18 protein-coding genes are annotated in these 25,817 nt (G+C 73.2%); 14 read left to right on the top strand and 4 right to left on the bottom strand.

Annotation, left to right across the window (positions count from 1 at the left end; all coding sequences use genetic code 11):
* Positions 1 to 33 precede the first annotated feature (33 nt).
* From J8403_RS03120 to J8403_RS03055, 14 genes are read left to right on the top strand one after another with little or no spacing between them, the layout of a single operon-like run.
* Positions 34 to 705: a CIS tube protein gene (locus tag J8403_RS03120; protein WP_211121739.1), complete on the top strand. Its 672-nt coding sequence runs from the start codon at positions 34 to 36 to the stop codon at positions 703 to 705.
* A 10-nt stretch (positions 706 to 715) separates the two neighbouring features.
* Positions 716 to 1,897, top strand: coding sequence for a phage late control D family protein (locus tag J8403_RS03115; protein WP_211121738.1), 1,182 nt, complete (start codon positions 716 to 718; stop codon positions 1,895 to 1,897).
* Between the two features lie 2 nt (positions 1,898 to 1,899).
* On the top strand, positions 1,900 to 2,595 hold the full coding sequence (locus J8403_RS03110; RefSeq protein ID WP_246585662.1) for a phage baseplate assembly protein V: 696 nt from the start codon (positions 1,900 to 1,902) through the stop codon (positions 2,593 to 2,595).
* The gene (locus tag J8403_RS03105) at positions 2,592 to 3,005 is read left to right on the top strand and encodes a GPW/gp25 family protein (protein ID WP_211121736.1); all 414 of its coding nucleotides are present in this window, start codon (positions 2,592 to 2,594) and stop codon (positions 3,003 to 3,005) included. Before J8403_RS03110 ends, J8403_RS03105 begins: the two co-directional genes overlap by 4 nt.
* A complete protein-coding gene (locus J8403_RS03100) occupies positions 3,002 to 4,951 on the top strand; it encodes a putative baseplate assembly protein (RefSeq protein ID WP_211121735.1) in 1,950 nt (649 codons plus the stop codon). Before J8403_RS03105 ends, J8403_RS03100 begins: the two co-directional genes overlap by 4 nt.
* Positions 4,948 to 6,999 (top strand): putative baseplate assembly protein, encoded by a 2,052-nt coding sequence (locus J8403_RS03095; RefSeq protein WP_211121734.1) that lies wholly within the window; start codon positions 4,948 to 4,950, stop codon positions 6,997 to 6,999. Before J8403_RS03100 ends, J8403_RS03095 begins: the two co-directional genes overlap by 4 nt.
* Positions 6,996 to 8,960 carry a phage tail protein gene (locus J8403_RS03090; protein ID WP_211121733.1) on the top strand — a complete coding sequence of 655 codons (1,965 nt, stop codon included), beginning with the start codon at positions 6,996 to 6,998 and terminating at the stop codon, positions 8,958 to 8,960. The genes J8403_RS03095 and J8403_RS03090 overlap by 4 nt, the downstream gene beginning before the upstream one ends.
* Before the next feature lie 12 nt (positions 8,961 to 8,972).
* Positions 8,973 to 10,229, top strand: a complete 1,257-nt coding sequence (locus J8403_RS03085) for a hypothetical protein (protein ID WP_211121732.1) — start codon at positions 8,973 to 8,975, stop codon at positions 10,227 to 10,229.
* A gap of 2 nt (positions 10,230 to 10,231) precedes the next feature.
* On the top strand, positions 10,232 to 12,268 hold the full coding sequence (locus tag J8403_RS03080) for a coiled-coil domain-containing protein (RefSeq protein ID WP_211121731.1): 2,037 nt from the start codon (positions 10,232 to 10,234) through the stop codon (positions 12,266 to 12,268).
* Positions 12,265 to 13,401, top strand: a complete 1,137-nt coding sequence (locus J8403_RS03075) for a hypothetical protein (protein ID WP_211121730.1) — start codon at positions 12,265 to 12,267, stop codon at positions 13,399 to 13,401. Before J8403_RS03080 ends, J8403_RS03075 begins: the two co-directional genes overlap by 4 nt.
* A gap of 2 nt (positions 13,402 to 13,403) precedes the next feature.
* On the top strand, positions 13,404 to 13,934 hold the full coding sequence (locus J8403_RS03070) for a hypothetical protein (RefSeq protein ID WP_211121729.1): 531 nt from the start codon (positions 13,404 to 13,406) through the stop codon (positions 13,932 to 13,934).
* Positions 13,931 to 15,805 (top strand): serine/threonine-protein kinase, encoded by a 1,875-nt coding sequence (locus tag J8403_RS44265; RefSeq protein ID WP_281427898.1) that lies wholly within the window; start codon positions 13,931 to 13,933, stop codon positions 15,803 to 15,805. Before J8403_RS03070 ends, J8403_RS44265 begins: the two co-directional genes overlap by 4 nt.
* Before the next feature lie 5 nt (positions 15,806 to 15,810).
* Positions 15,811 to 17,913: an ATP-binding protein gene (locus J8403_RS03060; RefSeq protein ID WP_211121728.1), complete on the top strand. Its 2,103-nt coding sequence runs from the start codon at positions 15,811 to 15,813 to the stop codon at positions 17,911 to 17,913.
* A 5-nt stretch (positions 17,914 to 17,918) separates the two neighbouring features.
* Entirely contained in the window at positions 17,919 to 18,221 is a 303-nt protein-coding gene (locus J8403_RS03055) for a hypothetical protein (protein WP_246586296.1), read from the top strand.
* A gap of 70 nt (positions 18,222 to 18,291) precedes the next feature.
* Here the strand turns inward: J8403_RS03055 and J8403_RS03050 are convergent, their stop codons facing one another.
* The 4 genes from J8403_RS03050 to J8403_RS03035 all read right to left on the bottom strand — a co-directional run bounded on the left by J8403_RS03050 (position 18,292) and on the right by J8403_RS03035 (position 25,675).
* Positions 18,292 to 18,933 (bottom strand): hypothetical protein, encoded by a 642-nt coding sequence (locus J8403_RS03050; RefSeq protein WP_211121726.1) that lies wholly within the window; start codon positions 18,931 to 18,933, stop codon positions 18,292 to 18,294.
* Positions 18,934 to 23,562, bottom strand: coding sequence for a phage tail protein (locus J8403_RS03045; RefSeq protein ID WP_211121725.1), 4,629 nt, complete (start codon positions 23,560 to 23,562; stop codon positions 18,934 to 18,936).
* A 146-nt stretch (positions 23,563 to 23,708) separates the two neighbouring features.
* The gene (locus J8403_RS03040; RefSeq protein ID WP_211121724.1) at positions 23,709 to 24,380 is read right to left on the bottom strand and encodes a TetR/AcrR family transcriptional regulator; all 672 of its coding nucleotides are present in this window, start codon (positions 24,378 to 24,380) and stop codon (positions 23,709 to 23,711) included.
* Positions 24,381 to 24,460: 80 nt separating this feature from the next.
* Entirely contained in the window at positions 24,461 to 25,675 is a 1,215-nt protein-coding gene (locus J8403_RS03035; RefSeq protein WP_211121723.1) for a cytochrome P450, read from the bottom strand.
* Positions 25,676 to 25,817 lie beyond the last annotated feature (142 nt).

Raw genomic sequence — 25,817 nt, 5'->3', positions numbered from 1 at the left:
CCGCTGCCGCGGCGGGGCGAACGAGGAGGCGCCGTGAGTGTGACGCCCGTGTCCTTCGCCCGGCAGGGTGCCGCCAAGGCCCGGCTGGAGATCGTCCGCCCGGTGATCCCCGACGAGCGGCAGCGGCGGATTCCGCTGCGGTTCAACCCCACCGACTACAAGCTCAGCAAGAGCAACACCTTCGCCGAGATCACCATCCCCGGCCTGGAGACACCGCCCCTGCAGTACGTCCGCGGCGGCACCGAGACCCTCACCGTGCAGGCGCTGGTGGACACCTCCGACACCCTGGAGAACGTACGGAAGCTCTACGTCAACGCGGTGCGCAACCTCCTGCGGCCCGACAGCCGTGAACACGCCCCGCCGGTCGTCCGGTTCGTCTGGGACGAAGAGGTGTTCACCGGCGTCGTGGAGAAGCTGGACGTCAACTACCAGCTCTTCCGGCCGGACGGTGTGCCGCTGCGGGCCATGCTGGACCTCTCGCTCAAGGAGTTCCGCACCGCCGCCGTGCAGGTCGCCGAGACACCGCGCTCGTCGCCCACGGTGGAGAAGAGCTATGTGGTGCGCCGCGGCGACACGCTCAGCTCCATCTCCGCCGCGCTCTACCGGCGGCCCGACGCCTGGCGGGAGCTGGCCCGCGCCAATGGCATCAGCGACCCGCGGGAGCTGCAGCCCGGCCGTGTGCTGACCGTGCCCCGGCTGCCGTGAGGAGCGCGCGATGAGCACTCCCACACCCGAGGTCGCGTCGCCCGACCGGTACGCGCCCGAGTTCGACGTGCGCATCGAGGGCCTGGAGATGGACCCGTCCACCAAGAACGACATCATCGACATCAAGGTGAACCGGGACATCGACGAGTTGTCCGGGTTCGACCTCACCCTGAACAACTGGGACGACGCCAATCTGCGGTTCAAGCACAGCGATTCGCCGCGCTTCCGGCTCGGCGGCCGGGTCTCGGTGCGGCTCGGCTACGCCGACAAGCTGCTGACCGTCGCCACCGGCACCATCTCCACGCTCAGCCCGAAGTTCACCGACGGCGCCTCGCCCACCGTCCAGGTCAGCGGGGTGGACGGGCTGCTGCGGCTCAAGGACCGCAAGCCCACCGAGAACGAGACCAAGATCTACCGCAATCTGCCCGACTGGCGGATCGCCGAGCAGATCGCCCAGCGCAACCATCTGCGCATCGAGGTCACCAGGGAAGGGCCCACCCACGTCCGGGTGGTGCAGAAGAACCAGGACGACGCGACGTTCCTGCTGGAGCGGGCCAAGCGGCTCGACTTCGACTGCTACATCCTCCCCGACCCGAAGACCGGCGAGGACACGCTGTACTTCATCAAGCCGACCGACGGCCGCGACGGCCGCCCGATCCGGCTGTACCGGCTGGCGTACGCGCCGGGGCTGAGCACCGGCCCCACCGGCCGGCCCGCGGGGCTGATCCCCAACCTGATCGAGTTCACCCCCACCCTGACCGTCTCCCAGCAGGTCAGCAAGGTCACCGTGCGCGGCTGGGACCCCCGCACCAAACAGGCCATCGCGTTCACCGCGACCGCCGAGAACCTTCCCGCCGGGCAGAACACGGCCGATGGGCAGAGCGGGCCGCAGGCCGCCGAGTCCACGCTGCAGGGCCGCCAGGAGGTCGTCGTCGACGCGCCCGTCGGCAGCGACCAGGAGGCCCGCGAACTGGCGATCAGCCTGCTGCGCGAGCGGGCGTACGAGTTCATCACCGCGACGGGCAAGGTGGCGGGCCTGCCCGAGCTGCGGCCCGGGGACAACCTGGAGATCTACGGCCTCGGCCGCCGCTTCTCGGGCACCTACTTCGTCAAACGGGTCGAGCACACCCTCAACACCAGTGGTTTCTTCACCCAGTTCACCGCTCGGCGGATCCATCAGGGGGACCAGTGACCATGAGGGGCACGCCACGCGCCCGCTCCACCGACAAGCGCTACTACGGCGTCGTCGAAGCGCTCGTCGTGGAGAACGAGGGCGATGACGAGGGCCAGGTCAAGCTGAAGTTCCCCTGGTTCGACGACACCACGGTCACCGACTGGGTCCGGGTCGGCCAGCTGTACGCGGGCGGCGGCTACGGCTCGGTGTTCGTCCCCGAGAAGGGCGATGAGGTGCTCGTCGCCTTCGTCCACGGCGACATGCGGTACCCGATCGTGCTCGGCGGCCTCTACAACGGCGAGGACAAACCGCCGACCGCCCGCACCGAGGGCCGCGACCAGAAGATGATCCGGACCCGGCACGGCCATGAAGTGCTCTTCGACGACACCGAATCCAAGGCCGCCGTACGCATCACCTCCGCCGCCGGGCATGTGGTGGAACTGGACGACCAGGGCAAGGCGCTGCGGATCACCGCGGCCGAGGGCGGCAGCGTCACCGTGACCGCGCAGGGCGAGATCACCCTCAAGGCGCCCAGGGTGACACTCGATTCCCCCTCCATCGACCTCGGCGGCGGCGCCACCGAACCACTCGTGCTCGGCAACGCGCTGCTCCAGGCGTTCAACACCCACACCCACCCCTCCGCCGCCGGGCCGACCGGCCCGCCCACCCCGCCGCTCACTCCCGCCGTACTGGCCAAGAAGGCGAGGACGGCATGAGCGAGGAGTTCCTCGGGACCGGCTGGCGGTTCCCGATCCTGCCCGACGCGTCCGGGCGGCTCGGGTACGCCGTCGGGGAGGAGAGCATCGAGCACTGTCTGCGGGCGCTGCTGCTCACCGGCACCGGCGAGCGGGTGATGCGGCCCGAACTGGGCACCCGCGCGCACGAGTTGGTGTTCGCGCCCGGCAGTGTGCAGAACCTGCGCGACCTGGAGCAGTCGATCGCCGCCGCCGTCCGTGACCATGAGCCACGGGTGGAACTGGAGGAGGTCCGCGCGGAGGCCGATCCGGCCGATGAGTCGCGGATCACCGTCTCGGTCGTGTACCGCATCCGGCGCAGCAACACCAAGGCGAACCTGGTGTTCCCGTTCTACACCGGACTCACCGGCTTCACCGGGGGCGGCTCATGACCCTGCCCGCACCGAAGCTGGACGACCTCACCTGGGCCGACATGATGGCGGCCATCCGCCGCCGGATCCCCGCCGAGTCCGACGGCACCTGGACGCTGCACGCGCCCGTCGACCCGGGCGTCACCCTCCTGGAACTCTTCGCCTACCTCCTCGAACAGCGGCTGTACTGGCTCGATCAGGTGCCGGACGCGCTCGTGGTCGCCATACTGCGACTGCTCGGCCTCGAACCGCCCCGCCCCGCCCGCCCCGCCGCCACCGTGCTGCGCCTCGCCGCCCGGCAGGAGGGCACCGACGTCCCCGTGGTCCCCGCCGGGACGGCGCTGACCCGGGACCCCAGCGGGCAGGTGGTCTTCACCCTCGACGACGCCGTGGCCGTCCTCCCGCTCGCCGAGGGCGGTGAGGTCACCGTGTGGACCGACCGCGACCGCACGGCGGACCTGCGGGCCCGCCGCGGTATCGCGCTGCTGGCGAGCGACGGAGCCCCGGCACAGGTCCGGTTCACCCTGCCGCTCACCGGGGCGCACCCCGCGCCCGGCCCGATCGGCCTGCTCGTCGAACTGGACGCGCCCGCCGCGTCCGTGCCCTCGTGGCTGCCCGGGGCGGCCGCCGACGTACCGCCTCCGGCGGAGCTGACCTGGTCCTGGTTCCGGCCGGGCACGGAGGTCTCCGGCGGGTTCGAGAAGGTCGAGGACGGCACGGCGGGGCTCAGACGCTCCGGTGTCGTCCGGCTCCATCCCCCGGCCGGCTGGACCACGCGGGACACCGGGCTCCTGGTCTCGACCCCGGCGGCCACCTACCCGGCCCCGCCCCGCCTCCTCCAGCTCGCCGTCAACGTGTCCGCCGCGCACCACCGTACGCACCGCACCGTGAGCGGCGGCGAGCTTCGCGAGCAGATCGACGCCTGGCTCAGACTGCCCGGCCAGCATCTCGTCCTGCCGGACGCCGCGGGCCGCCTCCTGGAGGCCACCCTGCGGCTGGCGGGCCAGGGGTGGCAGCCGGTGCCGGACTTCACCTTCGGCGCACCGGCCGACCGGATCTTCGTGCTCGACCGGGCCGAGGGCGCGCTGGTGTTCGGCGACGGACTCACCGGGCGCATCCCCCGCCCGGACCCGGACGCGCACATCGACTACGTGACCGGCGGCGGCCGGGGCGGCAACGGCGGCATGACGGGCAACTGGCGGCCGGCCGACGACCTTCCGGCCCCGCGGGCAGCGGTCTCGGCCGCCAACCTCGTCCGGGCCGAAGGCGGCGCCGACCCGGAGACGATCACCGAGGCGCGCCAACGCGCTGCCGCTTCCCTGGGCGAGGTGACCCGCGCGGTTACCGCCGACGACCACGTCACCCTGGCCCGCACCACACCCGGCGTCGCCATCGCCCGCGCCCACCCGGCCGTCGGCGAACACCCCGGCTTCCCCTGCGCCACCGTGCCCGGTGCGGTGACCGTCCACATCGTCCCGGCCGCGCCCCGCGACGACCTCACCCGCGAGGACTTCGTCGCCGCGCCGCTGCCCGACCCGGGCACCCTGCGCGCGGCCGCCGCCCGCCTCGAACAGGCACGGCTGCTCACCTCCGAGGTCTTCGTCCGCGGGCCCCGCTACCGCGAGGTGGCGCTGCGCGTCACCCTGTCCGGCGACCCGGCCGACCGCACCCGCGTGTCCACCGCCCTCACCGCCGCGCTGCGCCGCTACCTCGACCCGCTGGTGGGCGGTGAGGACCAGGACGGCTGGCCGTTCGGACAGCCGCTGCCGCCCTCGGCCCTGCTGCGGGCCGCGCAGCGGTCGCTGGGCGACCTCGCGGACATCGCCGCCGTGGCGATCGGCCTGGACGGGGCCGAACCGGCCGAGGAGTGCGACGAGGTGCCGCTCGGCGCGGGGGAGCTGCCCGTCCTGCGGACGGTCCACACCCGGATCGTGCCCGCCGCCGAACCGGGGGAGGGGCTGGCATGACAGGCGACGTGTGGTGGGAGAAGGACGCGCGCGAACGGGAGCGGGAGGACGGGCGGATCGTGCCCGGCCCCGGCCCGACCGGCGTTCAGCCCGAACTGGTCGACGCGACCCGCGAGGCCGTCCGCGCCGACGTCCGCGCCCGGATCGCGGGCTACACCCCGGACTGGACCGACCCCGACCGGCAGGACGCCGGTGTTGCCCTCGTCCGCCTCTTCGGCACCCAGGCCGAACCCGTGCTCGGCCGCGTCAACCGGCTGCCGGAAAAGGTCCTGGCCGAACATCTGGCGACGGCGGGGGTGCGCCGGCGTCCGGCCGGTGCGGCGGCGGCGCTCCTGGAGTTCACCGTCAACCCGCCGGACGGCGCCTCCGTGCTCGTCCCCGCCGGGTTCCAGAGCGCGGCCTCGACCCCGGCCGGGCAGGTCGTCTACGAGACGGACCAGGACCTGTACGCCACCCCGGCCACTCTCGCCGACCTCGCCGTTCAGGAGGCCGGAACGCTGCAGGCCCTGCCGCTGGGGCCGGCCGGGCCCAGCCGCCCCTTCGAGCCCTTCGGCCGCGACCCGGAGCCCGGCAACGCGCTGTGGATCGGACTCGCCGGACCGGCCGCCCCCTACCCGCGGCTGTCGCTGGGCTTCGTGGTCGTCGCCGCACCCCCCGCCCCCGCGGCCTCCGGCGGCGCGGCGCCCCTGCCACTGCCGCCCGCGCCGCTGCTGCGCTGGGACGTGCTGGACGGCTCCCGGCTCGTACCGGCCGAGGTGATACGGGACTCCACGGCCGGGCTCGGCGCCGATGGGACCGTCGAGCTGAGGGTCCCCCGCTCCTGGCAGCCGGGCAGTCCCTCCGGCACCCGCCCCCGGCTGCGCTGGCTGCGCCTGCGAATCGCGCACGGCGCCTTCGCCGGACCGGCCCCGGTGCTCTCCGGACTGCGGCTGAACGTGGTCGCCGCCACCGCCGCCCGCACCATCCGGGACGAGCCGCTGCAGCCCGTCCAGGACCCCGCGGCGACCGGGCGGCGTCGCATGAAGCTCAGTCAGGTGCCCATCCTCGCCGGGTCGGTGGTCATCGAGGTCGACGACGACACGGGCGGCGATGTGTTCGGCACCACGGCCGGCACCGCGTCCCGGTGGCGTGAGGTGGAGAGCCTGGCCGGGTACGGCGCCGACGACCGGGTGTTCACCGTGGACCACGAGAGCGGCGAGGTGACCTTCGGGGACGGGGTCAGCGGCGCGGCCGTTCCGCCCGGCTTCCGCAACGTCCGCGCCGTGCGCTACCGCGTGGGCGGCGGCAGCGCCGGCGCCGTGGCGGCGGGCGCGGTGAACGGGGTGGTGACCGCGCTGCCGTTCGTCACCGGCGTGGGCAACCCGTTCCCGGCCTCCGGCGGCACGGACGCCGAACCCGACGCCGACGCCATGCGCCGCGGCGCCGGTGAACTGCGGGCCCGCGGCCGGGCCGTGGCCCCGGCCGACTACGGGCAGCTCGCCACCCGCGCGCCCGGCGCCTCGGTGGCGCGCGCCCGGGGCGTGCCCGGCCTCCACCCCGACTTCGCCGGGGTGCCGATCCCCGGCGTGGTGGGAGTCCTCGTCGTACCGCCGCTGCCGCCGGGTGGCGACGCGGGCGAACCGCCGGTCCCCACCGCCGCGACCCTGCGGGCCGTCGCCGACTTCCTCATCCGTGAAGCCGCCCCCGCCGGAGTCACGGTGGTCGCCGCCCCCGCGCCGTACCGCCGCGTCGCCGTGGAGTCCTGGGTCTCCCTCGACCCCGACCTCGACCGGGCCGCGGTCCTGGCCCGGGCCGGGGACGCGGTGCGCACCTACCTGGATCCGCTGCGCGGCGGGGAGGACGGCGCGGGCTGGCCGTTCGGCGGCGCGCTGCGCCACACCGCGCTGGTCCGGCGGCTGCTGGCGGTCGACGGAGTGCTGGCCGTCACCCGGCTCGCGCTCACCGTCGACGGGGTGCGCCGCCCGCCCTGCACCGACCACCTCCTCCCGCCCCACACCCTGATCTGGCCGGAGCGCCCGCTGCTGATCCCGGTAGGAGACCGGCCATGACGTGCACACCGCACCCCGCGACCTTCCGGCTGCTGGACGCCTATGTCGGCTGGGACGAGCCGGCCGGCGGCGAACCGGGCGTGGACGGCATCGTCGGCTTCGACGACCCGGCCGGCCTCCGGCTCGCCCACCAGGGCGCCGACCCGGAAGGCCCCATCCGCGACCAGCTGCTGCCGTGGTTCCCCGACCCCCGCCTCGCGCCCGGATGCGGACCGTGCGGCTGGTATCTGCTCGTCCCCGGCGAGCGGCGGCTGCTGCGCCGCGATGGGTGCGGCGGCGCCTTCACCCCCGTCTGGCCGCCCGACCGCGACCCCGGCCCGCTGCGTGAGCCGGTCTCCGTCGCCGCGCGCGGACACCGGCTGGCCATGGTGGAGTCCGATCGGGTCCTGGTGTGGCGCCGGGAGGGCGAGCAACTCGCCGGTGTGATCCGGGCCGAGCGGCCCCGGTGGGCCGCCCTCGGTCCCGGCGACGACATCCTGGTGGCCTGTCAGGGCGGCACGGACCTGCGGCGGTACGATTCGACCGGCGGCTTCCGCGGTGTGCTGCGCACCGGCGCCCCCGGCGAGGTCATCGGCCTGCGCACCGGGCCGGAGCGGACCGTATGGCTGCTCACCGACGACGGCGGACGGCTCGGGATCCACCGGGGCGGTCACGGCCGCCCCTTCCGCCCCGCCACCGTGGACGAACTGGCCGCGGCCCTGCCGCCGTCCGCGCTCACCTCGGCGGACGAGGACGGGTTCTGCCTGGGCGAGAAGGGCCCGGAGGGCCCCGAGACCCGCTGCTTCACCTGGCAGGGCCTGCCCCGGGACCCCGCGCCACCGGCCACCGACACGTATCTGACCAGCGGTTCGTACCTCACCACCCTGATCGACAGCGGCATCTCGCGGTGCCGCTGGCACCGGGTGCGTGTGGACGCCGAGGTGCCCGCCGGGACGGCGGCCGCCGTCGAGATCGTGGTGAGCGAGGACGGGCGGTACGAGGAGAGCGACTGGCAGGCGTCGGCTGCCGGCGCCACGGACTTCCTCGTCGACCAGCCGCCCGGCCGCTTCCTGCGGCTGCGGCTGCGGCTGTCGGGCGACGGCGGCTCGACTCCGGTCGTCCGCCGGATCCGGCTGGACTTCCCCCGGGTCACCAGCGCCGATCTGCTGCCGCCCGCCTTCCGCGAGGACCCCGCGGCCGACGACTTCACCGAGCGCTTCCTGTCGCTGTTCGACGCCACGCTCGACCAGCTCGACCGGGTGATCGAGCGGTATCCGTCGCTCCTGGACCCGGCCGGTGTCCCGGACCAGGCGCTGCCGTGGCTCGCCGGTCTGCTGGGCCTGTCGTTCGAGGCGGGCTGGGACGCCCGCACCCGGCGCGCGCTGCTGGCCGCGGCCCCGGAGCTGTACCGGCGCCGGGGCACGCCGTGGGCGCTGCGGGAGGCGGTGCGCATCGTGTTCGGGGTGACTCCGGTCGTCGACGAGCTGGCCACCGACCGGCGCTGGGCGTGGCTGGGCGCAGCACAGCGAGGAGACGGACCGGCCCAAGGGCTCGGCGCCGTGCGGCTGTTCGGCCGGTCGGCGAGCCGGTTCCGGGTCGGTGGCACGGCGATGGGCTCGGCGCCGCTGCGCGCGTTCGGCACGCCGGACAGCGACCCGTTCACCGCGCATGCGCATCGATTCCGGCTGCTGCTGCCCGCCGGGTCGGCGGACGAGGCGGCGCTGCGGCGGCTGGTGGAGCGGCAGGCGCCCGCGCACACGGTGGGCTCGGTACGCACCGGCGGCGCCGGGTTTGTGGTCGGTTCGCGGTCCACGGTCGGCGTGGACACCGCGTTCGTCCCGCTCCCGGCGCCCGTACTGGGCGGTGCGCACCCCGTGCGGCTGAACCGCGACGGGGTGCTCAGGCCAGGACCGAGAGGGTTGCGCCGAGGGGTGGGCGTGGGAGTCGTCTCCGCCGTCGGCATCCAGACACAAGTGTCGTGAGAGGACGGGGCGATGACCGAGCCAGGAACACCGAGGACCGAGGAGTTCGACGCGCCACCACTGCGCCGGCTGCGGTACTTCCACGGCCAGATGCTGGGCGCGCGGGACTTCCAGCGCGAACAGGAGTACCACCGTGAGAAGTTGAGACTGCGCATGCGCTGTCTGCTCGGCTACGGCGTGGTGTGCGGCCTGCAAGTGGAGCCGGTGCCGCGGGACGAGGACGACTGCCCGCCGGACGACGCCGCCGAGGAGTCCACCCGGCCCGGGGAGGGCGCCGAGGAGGGCGGCACCGAGCCGGAGCGCACCCGGCGCAGGGCCAAGGTGCGGATCACTCCCGGTCTCGCCGTGGACTGCGAGGGCAACGAGGTCGTGGTGCGCGGCGGCTGCGTGATCGACCTGTGGAAGGCGCTGCCCGCGCACGAACGGGACACCGACACCGTCTGGGTGGGCATCGAGTACGCCGAGCGGCCCGTCGAGCCCACCCGCGCCGTCTACAACGACGCCTGCGCGGACACCTCCGACTGCGAGTTCGGCTGGACCGAGGAGTGCTACACGGTGCGGGTCACCGGATGCGAACCACCGGTGGACGAGCGCTGTGACACCTGCTGCTCGGCGTGCGAGCACACGGTGCTGTGGCTGGCCAGGATCGACCGCGTGGACTGGTACGAGCCGGTGTGCCGCGACCAGATCCATATGAACGTACGCCGCCCGTTCGGCCGCCATCTGCCCACGGTGATCACCGGTATCAACTGGATCCACGGACACACCTACACCATCGACGAGGCCAAGGACCTCCTCGGCACCCAGAACGAGGACGGCGGGCTCGTGGTGCGCTTCTCCGCCGACGTACGGTCCGACACCCTGCGGCCCGGTGTGGTGGAACTCCAGGTGATCGAGGGCGGCAGCGGCCGCAACGCCTCCACCTGGTACATGGGCGGCGCCTTCGCCGACCCGGACCCGGAAGCCGAGGAGTGCGACGAGTTCACCCGGGAGTTCCGCTACCGCCAGACCACCCGCGAGACGCTTCAGGACGGCGACCGCGTACTGATCACCGTCCGCGCCGCGTTTCTCCTGGACCGCTGCTGCCGTCCGGTCGACGGCACGCATGTCGGCGGACGCGTCCCGGTCATCCACACCGGTGCGACCATCTCGGCCGCGCACGCCGACGCATGCTGTGACCTCCCGCCCTCGGGCATCGGGCCCTGGACGTCCGGCACCGGCGCGGGCGGGGACGTCTTCGAGAGCTGGTTCTTCGTGAAGGAGCGCTGATCATGCGAACAGACTGCGGATGCGGCTGCGGTGGCGACGCCACCCGGACCTCCGCCTTCGTACGTCCTCGCTTCTTCGCAGGGCAACTGCTGACCGAGGACGATCTCAGCCTGCTGGTCGAGTACACGACGGCGAAGGCCAGACTGCGCAACCGCTCCCTGTACGGGCCGGGCGTCATCTGCGGCCTCGGCGTCACCTGCGACCCGTGCGGCGGCGGAACCGTGGCGGTGCACCCCGGACACGCGCTGGACTGCGCCGGAAACGACATCGTGGTGCCCTGCACCGAGCGGGTCGACGTCCAGGCCCTGGTGCGGGAGCGGCGTATCAGCGGCCTCGGCGTGGACTGCGGCGAGGACTGCGACGATGAGGGCGGGCGCCGCTACGGGCTCTATGTGCGCTACCGGGAGCTGCCCGTCGAGCCGGTGGCCCCGTACGCCACGGAGGAGCCCTGCCCCTCACCGGGATGCGTGCCCTCCAGGATCCAGGAGGGGTTCCAGTTCGTCGTCAAATGCGACGACTTCGAGGACCACCGCCACAACCCCGGCACCCGGCTCCTGATGAGCCTCGGCGACCTCGCACGGGCCGACCGGGCCCGCACCCGCGACCGGCGGCTCGGCCACTACACCGACGCCCTGACCGTCGCGTCGCTCGCCACGGGCCGGGCCTTCCGCTTCGACGCCGCCGACGCGGGACGGTACGCCACCGCCCTCGCCTGGCTGCGCGAGAACGCGGGCGGAGAGGGCCCGCCCTCCCCGCCGACGGCCCGCGAGATGACCGAGCACGTCCGCGCGCTGGCCGCCGCCGTCGCCCGCTACGACACCTACGACCCGGCCGGACAGGAGCAGCTCGGAAGGGACTACCCGGACCTCGCCACCGTGCGGGAGGCCCGCGGCGTCCTGGGCACGGCCTGCGAACGGCTCAAGGGCGCCGATAGGGAAGCCTCGTGGCCGGACCCGCTGCGCCGCACGATCGCCCACGCCGTCGTCACCGAGACCGCGGCCCGCGTCGTACCGGAGCGGGGCGACCAGGACGCCCCGCTGGAAGTGCGCATGCTGGCCCAGGGAACGCCGCTCGCCCACGCGCTGCGGGTGGAGTTCCGCGCGGACCTCGGCCTGATCCGGGAGTGGCTGCTGTGCCGGCTGGACCAGGCCGCCGACCTCGCCGACCGCGCGCTGCGCACGGACGTCGCCGCCGCCGACGTCCCCCCGCTGCTGCCGCCCCCGCCGCCGGACAGCACCGAGAAGGCGACCGTCGCCGAGGTGCAGCAGATCGCGGAGGCGGCCGCGGTCCTGGGCACCGCGCTGAGCCGGTTCCTGACCGACGCGGCGTGCGCCACGCTCAACCCGCCGTGCGGCGACTGCACCGACACCGATGTCCTGCTCGCGCGCCTGGAGCTGGACGGCTGCGATGTCGTACGGGTCTGCTCGGCCACCCGGGAGCAGGTGCTGCCGGGCGGATCGGCGTACGGCGAGTGGCTGCCCAAGCTCTACCGGCTGCGGGAACTCGCCGAGCGCGTGTGCTGTCTGCCCGTGCCCCAGCACGAGAAGCCGACGCTCCCGTCCGAGGGCCCGGTGGCGCGCCCGTACGCGGACGACCTGCTCGGCGACTGGCCGCGCACTGGGGACGTGGAGGAGATGCTGTCCCTGCTGCTGACCCCCGCACCCGGCGAGACACCGCCCAAGGCGCTGCACGAGCAGGTCTACACGACCCCCAGCGAAGTCACCGACAGCATGCAGGAGCTCGCCCGGCTCAGGACCCAGGTCTCCGACCTCACCGCCGCGGTGGAGGGGCTGCGCGCCCAACTGGGCAGCGCCCGGACGCAGATGAGCCACCTGGAGGAGCAGGTGCCGGAACGGCTCGGGACCCGCCTCGCGGACCTCGAAGGCACATCGGACCGGGCGGCGGATCAGGGACCGGATCAGGGACCTGACCAGCCGGATCAGCCTGACCGGACGCCGGAGCAGGGGCCCGAACCCGCCAAGCCCCCGGCCAGACGCAGCCGTTCGCCCCGCACCCGGAAGCCCGGTGAGACGCCATGACGGGCCCCCTGCGCCCCGCCTTCCACGAGGGCCAGGTGCTGGCCGCCGCGGACCTGTCGGCCACGGTGGAGTACGCCCGCGCCGGGGCCGCCCGGCACGCGCGGCACCTGCACGAGTGGGGCATCGTCGAAGGGCTCGGCCTCGTCACCGAGCCCCGTACCGACCCGCTGACGGGCGTCCGCCATGTCGAGGTCAGCGTCTCGGCGGGGATCGCCGTCGACGGGACGGGCCGCGAAGTGGTCGTCACCGAGCAGGTCGTGCTGCGCGAGAGCGACTTCGAAGAGGTCAACGGCGCGGACCAGTCGACGGACGAGCCCTACCCGGTCTTCCTCACCGCGGCCGACCGGGAGCCCGCCCAGCTCCCCGGGCCGGTCTCCTGCTCCGGCGGCGCCACGAAGACCCGGGTGGAGGAGTCGTACCAGATCCTCTTCGGGCGCCGCGGCGACGAGCGGCTGGCGGCGGAGCAGCAGCCGCCCGCGATCGGCGCCCCACCGGCCGATCCGCCCGCCCGCTGGCTGGTTCTGCTGGGCTATGTCCACTGGGCGGACGGCCACTTCAGCGGTGTCGAGACCACGGCGCGCGGCGTCGCGGCGCGGTTCGCCGGAGTGCGCGCGGACACCGTCTCGGCCCGGTCGGGCTCGTTGACCCTGCGGACCGGCACGCAGGCCGAGGAGGGCAAGCCCGCCCTCGTCCTGTCCGGCGGCGCCCGGCCCACCCTGGTCTTCGGCCTCTACCAGGGCGGCGGCGCGGTCGCCCCGCTGATGACCGTGGCGGCCAACGGCAATCTGACGATCGAGGGCAGCTTCAGCGGCCGGATGCCGGCCGGCAGCACGCTGGTGACCTCCGGGACCGCCACCGACGGAATGCTGCTGCCGCTACCGTCCGGCATCACCCCGGAACAGGTCGCCGACGGCCGGGTCGTGATCCATGTCCATCTCACCCCGCGCACACCGCCCCTCGGGGACACCACGCTGTACAGCCCGGTGGAGGCCACCGTGGACGGCGACCGGCGGGTCCGCTGCCGGGTGCGCCTGTACGACCCCCTGAAGGCCACGGCCGAGGTCGTCGAACGGCCCGGAGCGGTCGACTTCCTCGTGCTGGCGACGGTCGCGCCGACGAACGGAGGTGGCTGACGATGGCGCTTTCCGTGGTGTACGCCGCCGACACCGGCCACGTCGTGGGCGCGCTGGCCCTGACCGGCACCGGTGCCCCGGACGAGGTGGCCGCACTCGTCGGCCGCGCGCTGCCGTTGCGCGTGTCCCTGGACGGAGGCCGCGTCGCGGCCCTTCCGCTGAGCGCCCGGGACCTCGCCGTGGCGGCCGTGGACGACGAACCGGCGGTCCTCGGCGAGCCGTTGGCCTTCGGGGTCGAGGTGACGTCCGAGGGCAAGCCCAAACCGGCGCTGGTACGGCTCGCGTCGTGGACCGAGGGCATCGCGCTGGCCACGGACGGGCTCACCGTCACCGTGCAGGTCGCCGTGGCCCGCCCCACCCCCGTGGTCGCCCTGATCTCCGACGAGCAGGACACCCATGTGCTCGCCGGGGAGATCCCCGCCCAGCAGACGCAGGTGAAACTGCCGGTGACCCTCGGGGCGGGCAGCGTGCACGGTGTGCTGGTGCTCGCGGCCGGCTGGGCGGGCCGGCTGGGGAAGGTGAGGGTGACGTGAGCGCGCCCACCGCGCCGGCCGCCGGCGGGACCGGCGGGATCGGCGACGACGGTGAGCCCGCCGGGATCACGGTGCACCGGTGCACCGTGACGGTGGTCCGGCGCGGTGGGTGGAGCTGGGGGCCCGAGCCACGCGGCCTGGTCCGCCGGGTGGTGGAGGCCCTGCCGGAGTTGCTGGCGGACCACTTCGCCGAGCGGCTGGCGGCCGACGGGCCGGATGTGGAGATCACCGAACCGCTGACCGTCACCGTCCGGCCGGGCCGGGACGGCTGGTCCGGCCGGACGGCGGGCGGTGGGCCGCCCGTCGAGGTCCGCTTCGCGCCGGTTCCGATGGTGAAGGTTCCCGCAGACGCGCCCGCCCCCGATGCCTTCTCGTTCGAGGAGTCCTTCGCGGCGGCGCCGGATCCGTGGGCCGCCCCGAGCGCCGCCTCGCTCTTCGCCGAACTCGCCGAGCGCGGCGAACTGGACGCGCTGCTCGCGCTGTTGCCGGACGCGTCGCTACGGGCGTATCTGCTCGCCCTGCTCGGCGTCGACGACCCGGCGGCCGCCCGGCTGCTCGCCGAACTCGTCGGGCGCGCCCTCGCGGCAGACCCTCCGCCCGCCGGTCCGTACGGCGAGGCCGACCGCCCCGGGCCCGTCGAGCCGCTGCCCGAGCGGCTGCGCGCGGCGGTCGCGGGCGCCGACGCGGCGGACCTGCCGAGGCTGCTCGCCGACCTCCTGGCGTCGGCGGACCGCGAGGAGGCGGTACGCCTGGCGAGGTCCCCGGCAGGACCGCACGACCCGGGCGCCGAGGAGCCGTCCGGCGCGGTGGGCGGCACCGGCGCGGCGCGTAGTACCCCCGCCGGGGCGAGCACCGCCGCCGGAGTGCGCACCACGGGGGAGGTACAGGTGTGGTCCGCCCTGCCCTTCCTGCTCGCCGGGCCGCTGGCCCGCATCGGCTACCTCGACGCGATCGGGCCCGCCCTGTCCGGCGTCGAACTGGCCGAGGACGCACCGCTGTTCGCGGCGGCCCTGGCGTACAAGGTGCTGGGCGCCACCGCACGGGGCTGGCGGCGCGCCGAACGGGACAGCGAGGCCGCGGCCGCCTTCGCCGGTCTCTCCCCGCCCCTCGACGAGGACCGGCTGACCGCCTTCGCCCGCCAGGTGCGCCCCGCGCTCCCGGTCCTCGACGGCGTCCTGGCGCTGTCCGTGTGCCGGGGCCACGACCCCGCCGACCCGCTGCTGCTCAACGGCGCCGACGACGGGCTGTTTCTCCTCGACGCCCAGGGCATGTTCCCGATCGCCTGGGCCGCGGAGGCCGCCGGGCTGCTGCCGCACTGGCGGTCCTGCGGGCGGCCGTCCGTGCTGCTCTGTGACGGGCCCCTGCCCCCGGGCACCCTGAGCGACCTCGCCTCCGCGGACGTGCCGTTCCTCACCGGCGTACGGCCGCTGCGCGGCGACCCGGTGGCGCGGCTGCCCTGGCGCACACCACTGTGGAGCGCGCCGGGCGCCGCACCCGACATGCGCCTCGCCGCGGAGCTGCCCGCCCACGCCCGGCGGTGCGCGGACCTGGTGACCGCCCTGGTCACCGAGCGCCGGGCGGTGCCGCTCGCCCAGGACGGCGGTCTGGAGCGCACCGTCACGCTGGCCGCCGGGCTCGGCCTGTCCACGATCGCCTGGACGCTCTGGCGCGAGCGGGAGACACCGGATCCGCTCCTGGCCCTGGACCGCTTCGCCGACCTGGAGGCCACGGTGCGGTTCGAGGCCGCGGCCGTCCGGGTCCGCGTCCCGATGGGGCGGCGCCACGCGGACCTCCTGCGCGGCGGGCTGCTCGCCGATGTGCCCGACGTGGCCTGGCTGGGCGGCCGGACCCTGACCTTCTCGGCCGGGTGAGACACATGGGCGAACCAGCGCTCGAGCATCTGCGGCTACGGCTGGCGGGCCTGCACCGGGCGCTCAGGGCCGCCGTCGAGCGCCAGGCGTCGCTCGCCGCCCGGCTCACCAGGCCCGACCTCACCCCGTACTGCGTGACCGACGAACAGGTCGAGGTGCTGCTGGGCGAGGTGCACGCCTTCACCGACACCATGGCCGAGCCGTGCGCCCCCCGTCAGCCCGAGCCGGAAGCCGAACGGGACCTGAGGCGGCGCGCCTGCGCCGAGGGCACGGCCCTGCCGCTGGACGCGCTCGCCACCCGGTTCGGCCTGACCCGCGCCGAGCAGGACGCCCTGCTGCTGACCGTCGCGCCCGAACTGGACCGCGGCTATGAGCGGATCTACGCCTACGTCGTGGACAACCTGAACCGGCGGCTGCCGAGCGTGGAGTTGCTGGTGACCGTGGGCGCGGACACCGCGCCGGCCCGCCTCGCCCTGCGCCGCTCCCTCGGCCCGGCCGGGCCGCTGCGCCGGTACGGGCTGCTGCGCGCGCACGGCGAGGCCGCGGTCGAACTGGCCCAGGAACTGGTACCCGGACCCGGGGTGCTGGACTTCCTGCTGGGCTGGGGCGGCGACGTGGGACTGCTCGGCCACGACCCCGGCGAGGTCGCACCGCCGGAGCCGCGCGTGCTGTCCCCGTACCTCTCCTCGGACCGGCTCATCCGGCTGGGCCGGGCGCTGGGCTCCGGCGACCTCGACCTGGCGGGGCTGTGGGGCTGCCCGCCCGACGGCCAGCTCGACGCCGTACAGGCGCTGGCCCGGGCCGCCGGGGCGCCGCTGCGCACCCTGACCGCCGACCCCGAGGCCGATCTGCGGACGGCCGCCGCACTGGGCGCCGTGCTGTGGATCCCCACCGACGACCTGCACGGCGAGCAGCAGGGGCCAGCCGCCGACGCGGTGACCGCCGCGCTGCTGCGCTCGCGCGTGCCGGTGTGTCTGACCGGCCTGAAGCCCTGGCGCCCGGCGGGCCTGCTCGCGGTGCGCGCCTACGCCGAACTCACCGTGCCCGTCCCCGGGTTCACCGAGCGCCGGGCGATGTGGTCGGCCGCGCTCCCGGACCTGACCGGAACCCTCCTCGAAGACCTCGCCGTCCGCTACCGGATGAGCGGCGGCGAACTGCGCGCCGTCGCCTCGGTCGCGGACGCCGGGGCACGCCTGGCCGGCAACGGACATCCGGAGCCGGTCGCCGACCATGTCGAGCCCGCCATCGCCACCGTCACCCGCGGCCGCAGCGGCAGCGCCGTCCACGCGATCACGCCCCGGCGCACCGTCGGGGACCTGGTCCTGCCCGATGTCCAGTTCCGCCAGATCCTGGAGATCGCCTCCGCCTTCCGCGCCTGGCCCCGGATCGCCGAGAGCTGGGGCTTCGCCCGCCGCTCGGGGCACGGCGGGGTCAAGGCGCTCTTCACCGGTGAGCCCGGGACCGGCAAGACCATGTCCGCCGAGATCGTCACCGGCATGCTCGGCCTGGAACTGCTCAAGGTGGACCTCGCCCAGGTCGTCTCCAAATGGGTGGGGGAGACGGAGAAGAACATGGAGATCGCGTTCCGGCAGGCCGAGGAGAGCCACGCCGTGCTGCTCTTCGACGAGGCCGACGCCCTGTTCGGCAAGCGCGGCGAGGTGAAGCACGGCACCGACCGCTACGCCAACCTGGAAGTCGGCTATCTGCTGCAGCGCCTGGAGGCCAGCGACGGCCTGGTCATCCTGACCAGCAATCTGAAGGACAACATCGACCCGGCCTTCACCCGGCGCTTCCACTTCGTCGTCCACTTCCCCCGCCCGGCTGCCGCCGAACGCCGCAGACTGTGGCGCCTTGCCTTCCCCGAGGAGGCCCCGCTCGCGCCCGACGTGGACCTGGACGCCCTGGCCCGCCTGGACATGACGGGCGCCGCCATCGCCGCGGCGGCCCGCGCGGCGGCCCTGGGCGCGGCGGACAGCGGCGGCGCTACGATCGAGATGCGCCACATCGTCCGCGGGGTGGCCCGCCAGTTCCAGCGCGAGGCCCGCCTCCTCCGCCCGGCCGAACTGGGCCCGCACGCCCATCTGCTCGACGACGGAACCCCGGGGTGACACCGATGCTGCCCACCGAACCCCCACTCTCCCTGCACAGGCTCCTGGCCCCGGTCCCGCCGGCCCGCACCCAGGAGACGGCGACGGCCACCCGCCAGGCGCCGGCGCCGGCTCCGGTGCCGGTGCCGGTGAGCAACGCGACGATGGCCCACAGCATGCACGCGCTGGCCAAGATGTCACCGCCCGCTGCCCAGGACCAGCTCGGCAACGCGGCCACAACCAAAGCGGCCGCGCAGGCGGCGGCCCCGGGTGTACGGCTGTTCTTCGTACCCGTGAAGTCGCCTTGGGAGGACGCCCCGACTCGGTGAGACCGTAATCGGCTCCACGGCGCTTCGCGCCGTGCGCCGCACACCTGCTGGACCCCCGCTCGACGGCGCCTCACTCGTACGACGTGACCTCGTTCCGGAGCCTGTCGATCCGTTCGAGAATCGCGCGAGCGCCGTCCAGATGCTCCTCCTGTACGGCGCCGATGCCCCAGCCGTCTTGCTCGTCGTACTGCCGCTCCAGCTCGCGCAGGTCCTCGGCCTGGAAGTCCCGAAGGATCGCCAGCAGCGAGTCACCCCGCCGCGTCACCTCATCGCGGTGGGTGGCCGTCCCTGGGACACTTAGGACAGTTGTCCGCCGCTCCTGGAGCTCGGAGAGCCGGTAGCAGAGCACGGGCAGCTCCTCCATCGGCGCCTCGTCGTCCACGGGCAGATGGAGGAGGGGCAGCAGATCGGGATCGAGGGCGAAGAGGCGGCGCTCGACCGGGTCCAGTGAGGTCGGCTCGGGGTGCGGTCCTCCTCGCTCCAAGGGGAAGGCCAGGCTCCACGGTTGGTTGGTGGTCATCAGCCCCAAATGCCAGGGGCCGTCCTCGGCGAGGGCGAAAAACTCCCGGGGCAGGTCGACGGCGTAGCACTCGCGCAGGACCTGGCGGGCGCTCAGGCCGGTCTCGAACAGGGCACGCGCCAGCCGGACCATCGAGGCGTAGTCATCGCGCGACGCCTCGGCCCGCAGCTGTGGGAGCGTATCGTCGTCCACTTACCCCGTCCCCTTCGCTTGGCTTTTCCGCTCGGCCTTCTCCGCCCGGATCTCCTGCGTCAGCTTGTTCAGTTTTCTCCAGGTGCGCTTGAGGTCGGACGCCGTCAGCGCGCCGATGATCTCATGCGCGACGCTTTCCACCAGACCCATGGCGTCGTGGGTACGCTGTGCGTCAGGAATGCTGCCCCCCGCCTGAAGAAGCCTTTTTCGCGCGTCCTTGAGCAGGGTCTTTACCGCGTCTACGTGCTCTTGGATGCCTGGATCCTCCATGGTCAGTTCCGGCGCGTCGGTCAGCAATCTGATGACGGCCTCGACGTGCCGGAAGACTCGGGAGACCGTCGTCTGCTCGGGTCGGCCCAGCCCGGGGACCATTCCTCCGGTGAGTTCCAGGGTGATGGTGTAGGCGTTCGCCATGGACTGGGCCTGCTTGATGACCGGGTTCGCCGGGTGCTGACTGTCCTCGATGCTCTTCTCGGACACCTCGAACCCGCGGTCGGTGCCCAGCCGCGGATCCGAGGGGATCGCCGCGCTCGGCGCATACACCATCGAGAAGGCGCCGCCGAGAAGCCGCCGCGCCCAGTTCCTGAATCGGCGGCCCTCACCGCCGCCGACCCCATAGGGTCGGCGGTCTCTGGCTGTGGCCTGCTGGAGCCGCTGGAAGATGTCGTACACGCGCTTCTCGTCACGTGCGTCCCAGAGCTTGATGAGCGTGTTCGGCTCGGCGGGGTACAGCGCCTGTGGTACGTGCAGGCCGAAGGCGGCCCGGATCGCCCGGTCGATCTCGTTGGCCAGTTGGGTCAACTGGACCGTACGGGGACTGGCGTTCGAGCCCCAGTCGAAACCCTCGAAGTGATAGCCGCCAGTGATCATCGTCGCATCGCCCGCGATGTCCCGGAGGATCGCGTCGTACTCGGCGAGCAAACCCTTCCCCCCGAGGGTCCGCAGACCGCCGTCGGCGTCCTGGCTCAAGCCGTAGACCTGCCGGTTCACCTGCGCGAGGAGACTCTTCGCCCGATTGACGTGGGAGACGAAGATATGTCCACGGACGAGCCCGTAGGGAATGGCCTTGGTCGCCCTGTCCCGCAGGCCTTCGTCCTCGGCGGTCCGCGCGGCCTTCTGCTGGTCGGGGGAAGCGGCGAGTGCCACGTAGGCCTTGCGTACCTTGCTGAAGGCGACCTTCTTGCCGGTCTCGGTGTCGACCCAGGTAGGGGTCCACAGGAAGCCGAATGCGAGCATGCGCAACTCGTTCGGGGCCGCGATGCTGTGGACCGCTTTCCGGACCGGCTCGGCGCCGCGCTTGGGGGTGGCCGCTGGGTCGAGGGGTTCAGCGGCGTTGACGCCGATGATGACGGCCGTCCTCGCTGCGGCCACCTGCTGCTCCGTCGATCCCGCCCACGCGTCGGTGAGATACCGGGCGGCGATCTGCGGGTTGCCGGCCACCTCGCTCGGGATCGCGGCCATGGTGATGACGAAGCCCGCCGGGTGCGGTTCCTTCATGGGGTGAGGGATGGGGAGCAGCCGGTCGACCGGGTTGCCCACGGGGATGATTTCGATGGCCGCTGCTGAGGTCGCCCCGGCGATCTTGTAGCGGAAGCCGAGATTCTCCGGCTGGGTCTCCGCCTCCGGATTGATGGCGACCTCGATGCGGTAGTTCTCCTTGGTCACCTTCTTGAGCCGGATCCTGGTGAGGCGGTGCCGCCGCTTGATGGCCGGCAGCCCGCGCCGCACGGACTTGACCGTCGCCGACTCCTCGTTGAGCAGGCGCGTCGCGTCACGGATGGCGGCGTCGAGGGCGCGCTTCTTGGCCGCCTCGGTCCGCTTGTCCGGCCGCCTCTTCTTCGGGTCGCCCCTGCGCTTGGGCCGCCGCCGGTCGGGACGGCGCCGCTGGTCCGGGCGCTTCCGCCGGCGCGGGCTGCCCGGCCGCTTCCGGTCCGGCCGTGGCTTGGGTTTCGGCTTGGGCTTCTTCTTGTCGAACCTCGGCTTGATCTTGGCCCACACCTTCTTCACCAGGCCCACGATCTTGTCGACCACCCAGTCCACGGCCCGGCCCACCGGCTTGGACATCGCCTGGACGATCCCCTTGACGCGGGAGGCGATCCCGCCCACGCCCAGGATCGCGGCGAGCACGCCCAGCAGGACCGGGATCGAGCGGGCCAAAGACTGTTCGATCAGGCCCGGGACGCCGCCGCTGCCGCCTCGCGCGATCGCGATGACCGCGTCGAGCACGGCGTTCACGAACTCGAAGATCTGGCGGGCCTGGGTGACGACGAACCGCACGATGTCGATGATCAGCTTCACCGCCCGCACGAACGCGGACGCGGGGTTGAGCAGCGAGATCACCCACATGATCCCGGCGACGACGATCGTCGGCGTGACATAGGCGATGACCTTGTCCAGGAGGTCCTTCTTCAGGTCGCCCACGCGCGTCTTGAGGTCGTCCCACATCCCGGCGACGCCCCGCTTGCGGACCTCCGCGACCAGCGGCACCGCGGTCTCCGCAGCCGCGACCGCCGGCTCCATCTTCGGGACCTTGCGGACGATCCGGGAGCGGATGTTCTGCCAGGTCAGCCCGAGCAGGGAGGCGAGCATCTTCAGGACGCCCTGGGTGTCGAACTTCGCCGGCAATTCGATGCCCGCCTCGGCCGTCCTGCCGAGCAGCCAGGACAGGATGCCCTGCTGCAAATGGCGGCCGATGTTCCGCAGGAACTGCCGCAGACCGGCGCCGACGGCCGAGACCAGGTTGCGCAGGAAGCCGATCGGGTCTTTCAGGATCAGCATGACCGCCGACGCGGCCTTGGCGAGGACCGACAGCAGCAGCCGCTTCAGCTCCAGGATGGTGTTGATCACGGACTTCACCGCGTCCACGGCCTTGGCCACCAGGCCCTTGTTCTTCTCCTTCTCCGCGGCGATCTCGTCGTCGACGGACTTGAGCGCGTCGGTGTACTTGGTGGCCAGCGTGTCGACGAGCTGGGTGCCCTTGTCGTCCACGGACTGGGTGAGTTCATCGAACTTGTCGGTGAACTCGGCGGCCGCCTGCTGCCCGATGGACCGCAGGTCGGCCGGGAGTTTGCGGACCGCGGCCTGCAACTCGGCCCGGCCCCGCGCGATACGGTGCTTGGCCCGGTTCAGCTCCGTGCCGACGGTGTCGGCCACATCCGAGATCACCTGCCGCATCCGGCGGACGTAGTTGTCGCGGGCCTCCTCGAAGATCTTGTCGGCTTCGGCGGGCAGTCCGGCGAACTTGTCCCGCACCCAGCGCAGTTTGCCCGTCACACCCGAGTACCGGCGGTCCTTGTACTCGTCCATCTTCCGCTGGTGCTCGGCGGTGAACGCGTCCCGCGCCGCCTTCTCACCCCTGCCGAACTGGTCGTCGACCAGCTTGTCGAGGCCGTCGAGGATCGCCTCGACGTCCTTCTTCATCGTGTCGAAGACCCCTTGCAGCAGCGTCGTGACCTGGGCCCGCTTCTCCTCGTCCCGGCCCTTCGCACCGCCCTTGCCCCGGTCGACCTGCTGCCCGGTCCGCGCCCGCTGGGCGCCCATCGCGCCCATGGCGGCCGCGCCGAGCCGCTTCGCCTGCGCGGTGGCCGCGGTCAGCTCCTTCTTCTCGTGCCCGCGCATCCGGCCGGGGGCCGCCTCGGAGTGGCGCTCGGCGGCCTTCTTCTCGCTCAGCGCGTTCTTGAACGTGGGTTCGTTGGACTTCTGCAGCTGTGCCTCGGTGACCTGCGCCCCCGCCATCCGCCGCTTGAGTTGGGCGGGGCCCGCGGACAGGTCGGTGGCCGACGGCGGCAGTTCGTCCGGTACGGCGTTGGCCGGATTCGGCGTGCCCGGGGCCCCCGGGGGCCGGTCCGAGGTCAGGGGTACGACCTTCTTGGGGACGGCCGCCGAGGAGTCCGGCGGGGCGGCGGTCGTCGTGGCGATCTGCTCGGCCGAGTCCGCCTTGCCCTCGCCGACCTTGCCGTGCACCTCGGCCCGCACCTCGTCGGCCTTGCCGGAGTCGGCGAACTTGTCCGCCTCGTCGAGGTTCTTCGGCGCCTTCTCGGCGATCGCCTTCTCGACCGCCCTGATGAAGGCGTCCTTGTCGAAGTCCTTCGGCTTGGCCTCGTTCATCTTCTCGGCGTTGGCCGTCTTGCCCTGCGCCTCTTCGTCGTCCTTGGGCGGCCGGGCGGCATCCTGCGCGGCCCCGGCCTCCGTCCTCGGGGGTGGGTGCGAGCTCGCGACCGAGCGCTTCTTGCGGCCCACGTCCTTCTTCAGCGTCGCGAACTTCGGATCCGCGGCCGGGCCGGGCCGTGCTGCCGTCTCCGCTGCGGCGCCCGAGGCCGCGGGGGTTGCCTCCACCGCCTCCGCCGGGGCCGGTTCTGCCGTGGGCGGCTGCCGGGGGCCGGGCTCGGTACGGCCGGCCGCCGCGACCGCACCATTGCCGACCGTGTCCTGTCCGGCGGGCGGCAACCGGGCGGAGGAGTGCGGCAGCGCCGCCGGTCCGCGTCCGCCGGACAAGGCGGCCGTCACCGCCGCGTTGGACGGAGGGAACTGGGGCCGTACGGAGCCGTGTGCTTCCGGCCGTTCCTGGGTGGGGACGGGCACCGTCTTCGACACCCGGGGCCGCTGCGCGAGAGCCTTCGGCGGTGGCATCGGACGGAACCTCCCACGCGTGTCGGTGCCGAGAGGAACGTGGCGTCCCGCTGACACTCCCGCACGAAGGGTGGCAGCACGGGCGTGACGAGGCCGTCACCCCCGTGTTCTCACGGCGTCTCCCCGCGCGTGGGGAAGCCCCGCGGTCACCGGGGGCCGAGCAGGCCGGTGGTGAGTCCGCACAGCGCCTTGATCAGATCCTGGCCGAGCACCCGCCAGGATTCCTCCGCCGTGGCGGGGTCGATGCGGCCGTTCGCCAGGTCGTACTCCAGCTCGGCGAAGGCGTGCACGGAGAGCTGGCGCACCATGGTGCCGTGCCGGGCGCGCAGTTCGGGGCGGATGCCGTCCCGGCGGATGGCACCTATCTCGTCCAGCAGGCGCAGCGACGGCGTGTCCAGATGGTCCTGAAGGACGTAGTCGCGCAGCGCGGGCTCGACCAGGGCCTGCGCGAGGAAGCGGGCACACCATGTGGGAGTGCCCGCTTCGATGTGGTTCTCGACGTTCGGCAGGATCAGACAGCCGTAGTGCTCCTCCAGGGACACGGTCTCCCGCTCGCGCAGCGCCTCCACCATCACGATGCGGTGTTTCTCGACGAGTCGGGTGTGGTGCGACAGGATCGTCTCGATGAGCCGGTCCCGGCTCTCGAAGTGGTACTGCACCGCTGAGTTGTTGCGCTGGCCGGCCGCCTCGCTGATCTGCCGGACCGATACGTTCGCGAACCCGCGCTCGGCGTAGAGCCGTTCGGCGGTGCGCATCAGTTTGTCCCGCGCGAGCGCGGAGCGCGGAGAGGGCGGGGCGGCCGGTCCCGGAGGAGTCATCCCGCCAGGCTAACGGCACCGGTCGGGCAGGCCCCGGCCGTACGCACGGCGCCGCTCGCCCACCGCGCCGCCGTGGACCGTCACCAGGTGACCCACAGGTCCTCGAAGCCGCCCGCCGAGATCCCCTCGCGCACACGGAGGTCGTGCGGGGCGTCCCGCAGCCGCAGTGCGGGCAGCTGCCTGACGAAGGTGGCCAGACACACCTGGAGCTCCACCCGGGCCAGCGTCTGACCGACGCAGAAATGCGGTCCTGCCCCGAAGGCGACGTGCTGGGCGCTGTTCTCCCGGCGCGGATCGAAGCGGTCGGGGTCGGGGAACTTGCGCTCGTCCCGGTTGGCCGCGTGCAGATTGACGAACAGGGTGCTCCCGGCGCCCACCGGCACCCCACTGACCTCCGTGTCCTCGGTGATGAACCGGGGGATGCCCACCCCACCGAGGGCGTCCAGCCGCAGGGCCTCCTCCACCACGCCCGGTACCAGCCCGGGATCGGCGAGCAGGGTTTCGTAGCGCTCCCGCTCCGACAGCAGCATCGCCGTCATCTTGAGGATCATGTTGGAGGTGGTCTCGTGCCCCGCGAGCAGGAGACCGACCACGGTGGCGATGAGTTCGTCGTGGCTGAGCCGGCCGTCCTGGCTGTCGGTGATCTGGGTCAGCTCACTGAGCAGGTCATCGCCCGGCCGCGCCCGCTTGCGCTCGACGAGATCGGACGCGTAGGCACGGAACTCCGCCTGCGCCTCGTCCACTTCGGCCTGGGTGTAGCGCGTCAACGTCAGCAGCGTCTCCGACCAGCGCGCGAACGTGTCCTGGTCCTCGCTCGGCGCGCCCAGCAGCGCGCAGATGACCCGCACGGGAAGGGGGAGTGCCACCGCGGCGCGGAGATCCGCGGGTGACCCCTCGGCCACCATGGCGGCCACCAGCTCATCCGCCATCTCCTGGATGCGCGGGCGCCACGCTTCCATCTTCTTCACCGTGAACGCGCGGCTGAGCAGCCGTCGCCACCTCCGGTGTCCCGGGCCCTCCTTGATGTCCGCGTCACCCTGGGAGGGGCGGCTGAACGTCCCCCCGTCCTCGGTGGTCGACATGCGGGCAGCGCCCTCGCGATCCAGGTTGCGGCTGAACCGAGGGTCGGTCAGCAGGCCACGGACCTCCTCGTACCCGGTCAGCAGGCCGACCACGTCCCCACTGGGCATCCGTACGTGTGCCACTGGGCAGGTGGCCCGCGTCTCGGCCCACTCCCGCGGGGGCTCCAGCGCGTTCGGCTGCTCGAAGGGGTAGTCGGGGATGGCTTCCGTCATGGGGGGACTCCTCCGGTGTCGGGGACCTTTGATCACCGTAAGGCGGTCGTCTTATTAAGACAATCGCCTTAGGAGGGATGGCCGACATTCGACCCGGGCCGGTTGTGGTTGGACCGAGCACACCCGGGGAAGGGGGGTAGAG

Origin of the sequence: Streptomyces yatensis (assembly GCF_018069625.1) — a bacterium.
GTDB classification, from domain to species: domain Bacteria; phylum Actinomycetota; class Actinomycetes; order Streptomycetales; family Streptomycetaceae; genus Streptomyces; species Streptomyces yatensis.
This window is presented reverse-complemented; position numbering and strand designations above follow the sequence as displayed.

Coding starts and splice junctions, on each gene's coding strand:
- J8403_RS03115 (WP_211121738.1), top strand. CDS start 716: ATGAGCACTCCCACACCCGAGGTCGCGTCGCCCGACCGGTACGCGCCC.
- J8403_RS03110 (WP_246585662.1), top strand. CDS start 1,900: ATGAGGGGCACGCCACGCGCCCGCTCCACCGACAAGCGCTACTACGGC.
- J8403_RS03105 (WP_211121736.1), top strand. CDS start 2,592: ATGAGCGAGGAGTTCCTCGGGACCGGCTGGCGGTTCCCGATCCTGCCC.
- J8403_RS03100 (WP_211121735.1), top strand. CDS start 3,002: ATGACCCTGCCCGCACCGAAGCTGGACGACCTCACCTGGGCCGACATG.
- J8403_RS03095 (WP_211121734.1), top strand. CDS start 4,948: ATGACAGGCGACGTGTGGTGGGAGAAGGACGCGCGCGAACGGGAGCGG.
- J8403_RS03090 (WP_211121733.1), top strand. CDS start 6,996: ATGACGTGCACACCGCACCCCGCGACCTTCCGGCTGCTGGACGCCTAT.
- J8403_RS03085 (WP_211121732.1), top strand. CDS start 8,973: ATGACCGAGCCAGGAACACCGAGGACCGAGGAGTTCGACGCGCCACCA.
- J8403_RS03080 (WP_211121731.1), top strand. CDS start 10,232: ATGCGAACAGACTGCGGATGCGGCTGCGGTGGCGACGCCACCCGGACC.
- J8403_RS03075 (WP_211121730.1), top strand. CDS start 12,265: ATGACGGGCCCCCTGCGCCCCGCCTTCCACGAGGGCCAGGTGCTGGCC.
- J8403_RS03070 (WP_211121729.1), top strand. CDS start 13,404: ATGGCGCTTTCCGTGGTGTACGCCGCCGACACCGGCCACGTCGTGGGC.
- J8403_RS03060 (WP_211121728.1), top strand. CDS start 15,811: ATGGGCGAACCAGCGCTCGAGCATCTGCGGCTACGGCTGGCGGGCCTG.
- J8403_RS03055 (WP_246586296.1), top strand. CDS start 17,919: ATGCTGCCCACCGAACCCCCACTCTCCCTGCACAGGCTCCTGGCCCCG.
- J8403_RS03045 (WP_211121725.1), bottom strand. CDS start 23,562: ATGCCACCGCCGAAGGCTCTCGCGCAGCGGCCCCGGGTGTCGAAGACG.
- J8403_RS03040 (WP_211121724.1), bottom strand. CDS start 24,380: ATGACTCCTCCGGGACCGGCCGCCCCGCCCTCTCCGCGCTCCGCGCTC.
- J8403_RS03035 (WP_211121723.1), bottom strand. CDS start 25,675: ATGACGGAAGCCATCCCCGACTACCCCTTCGAGCAGCCGAACGCGCTG.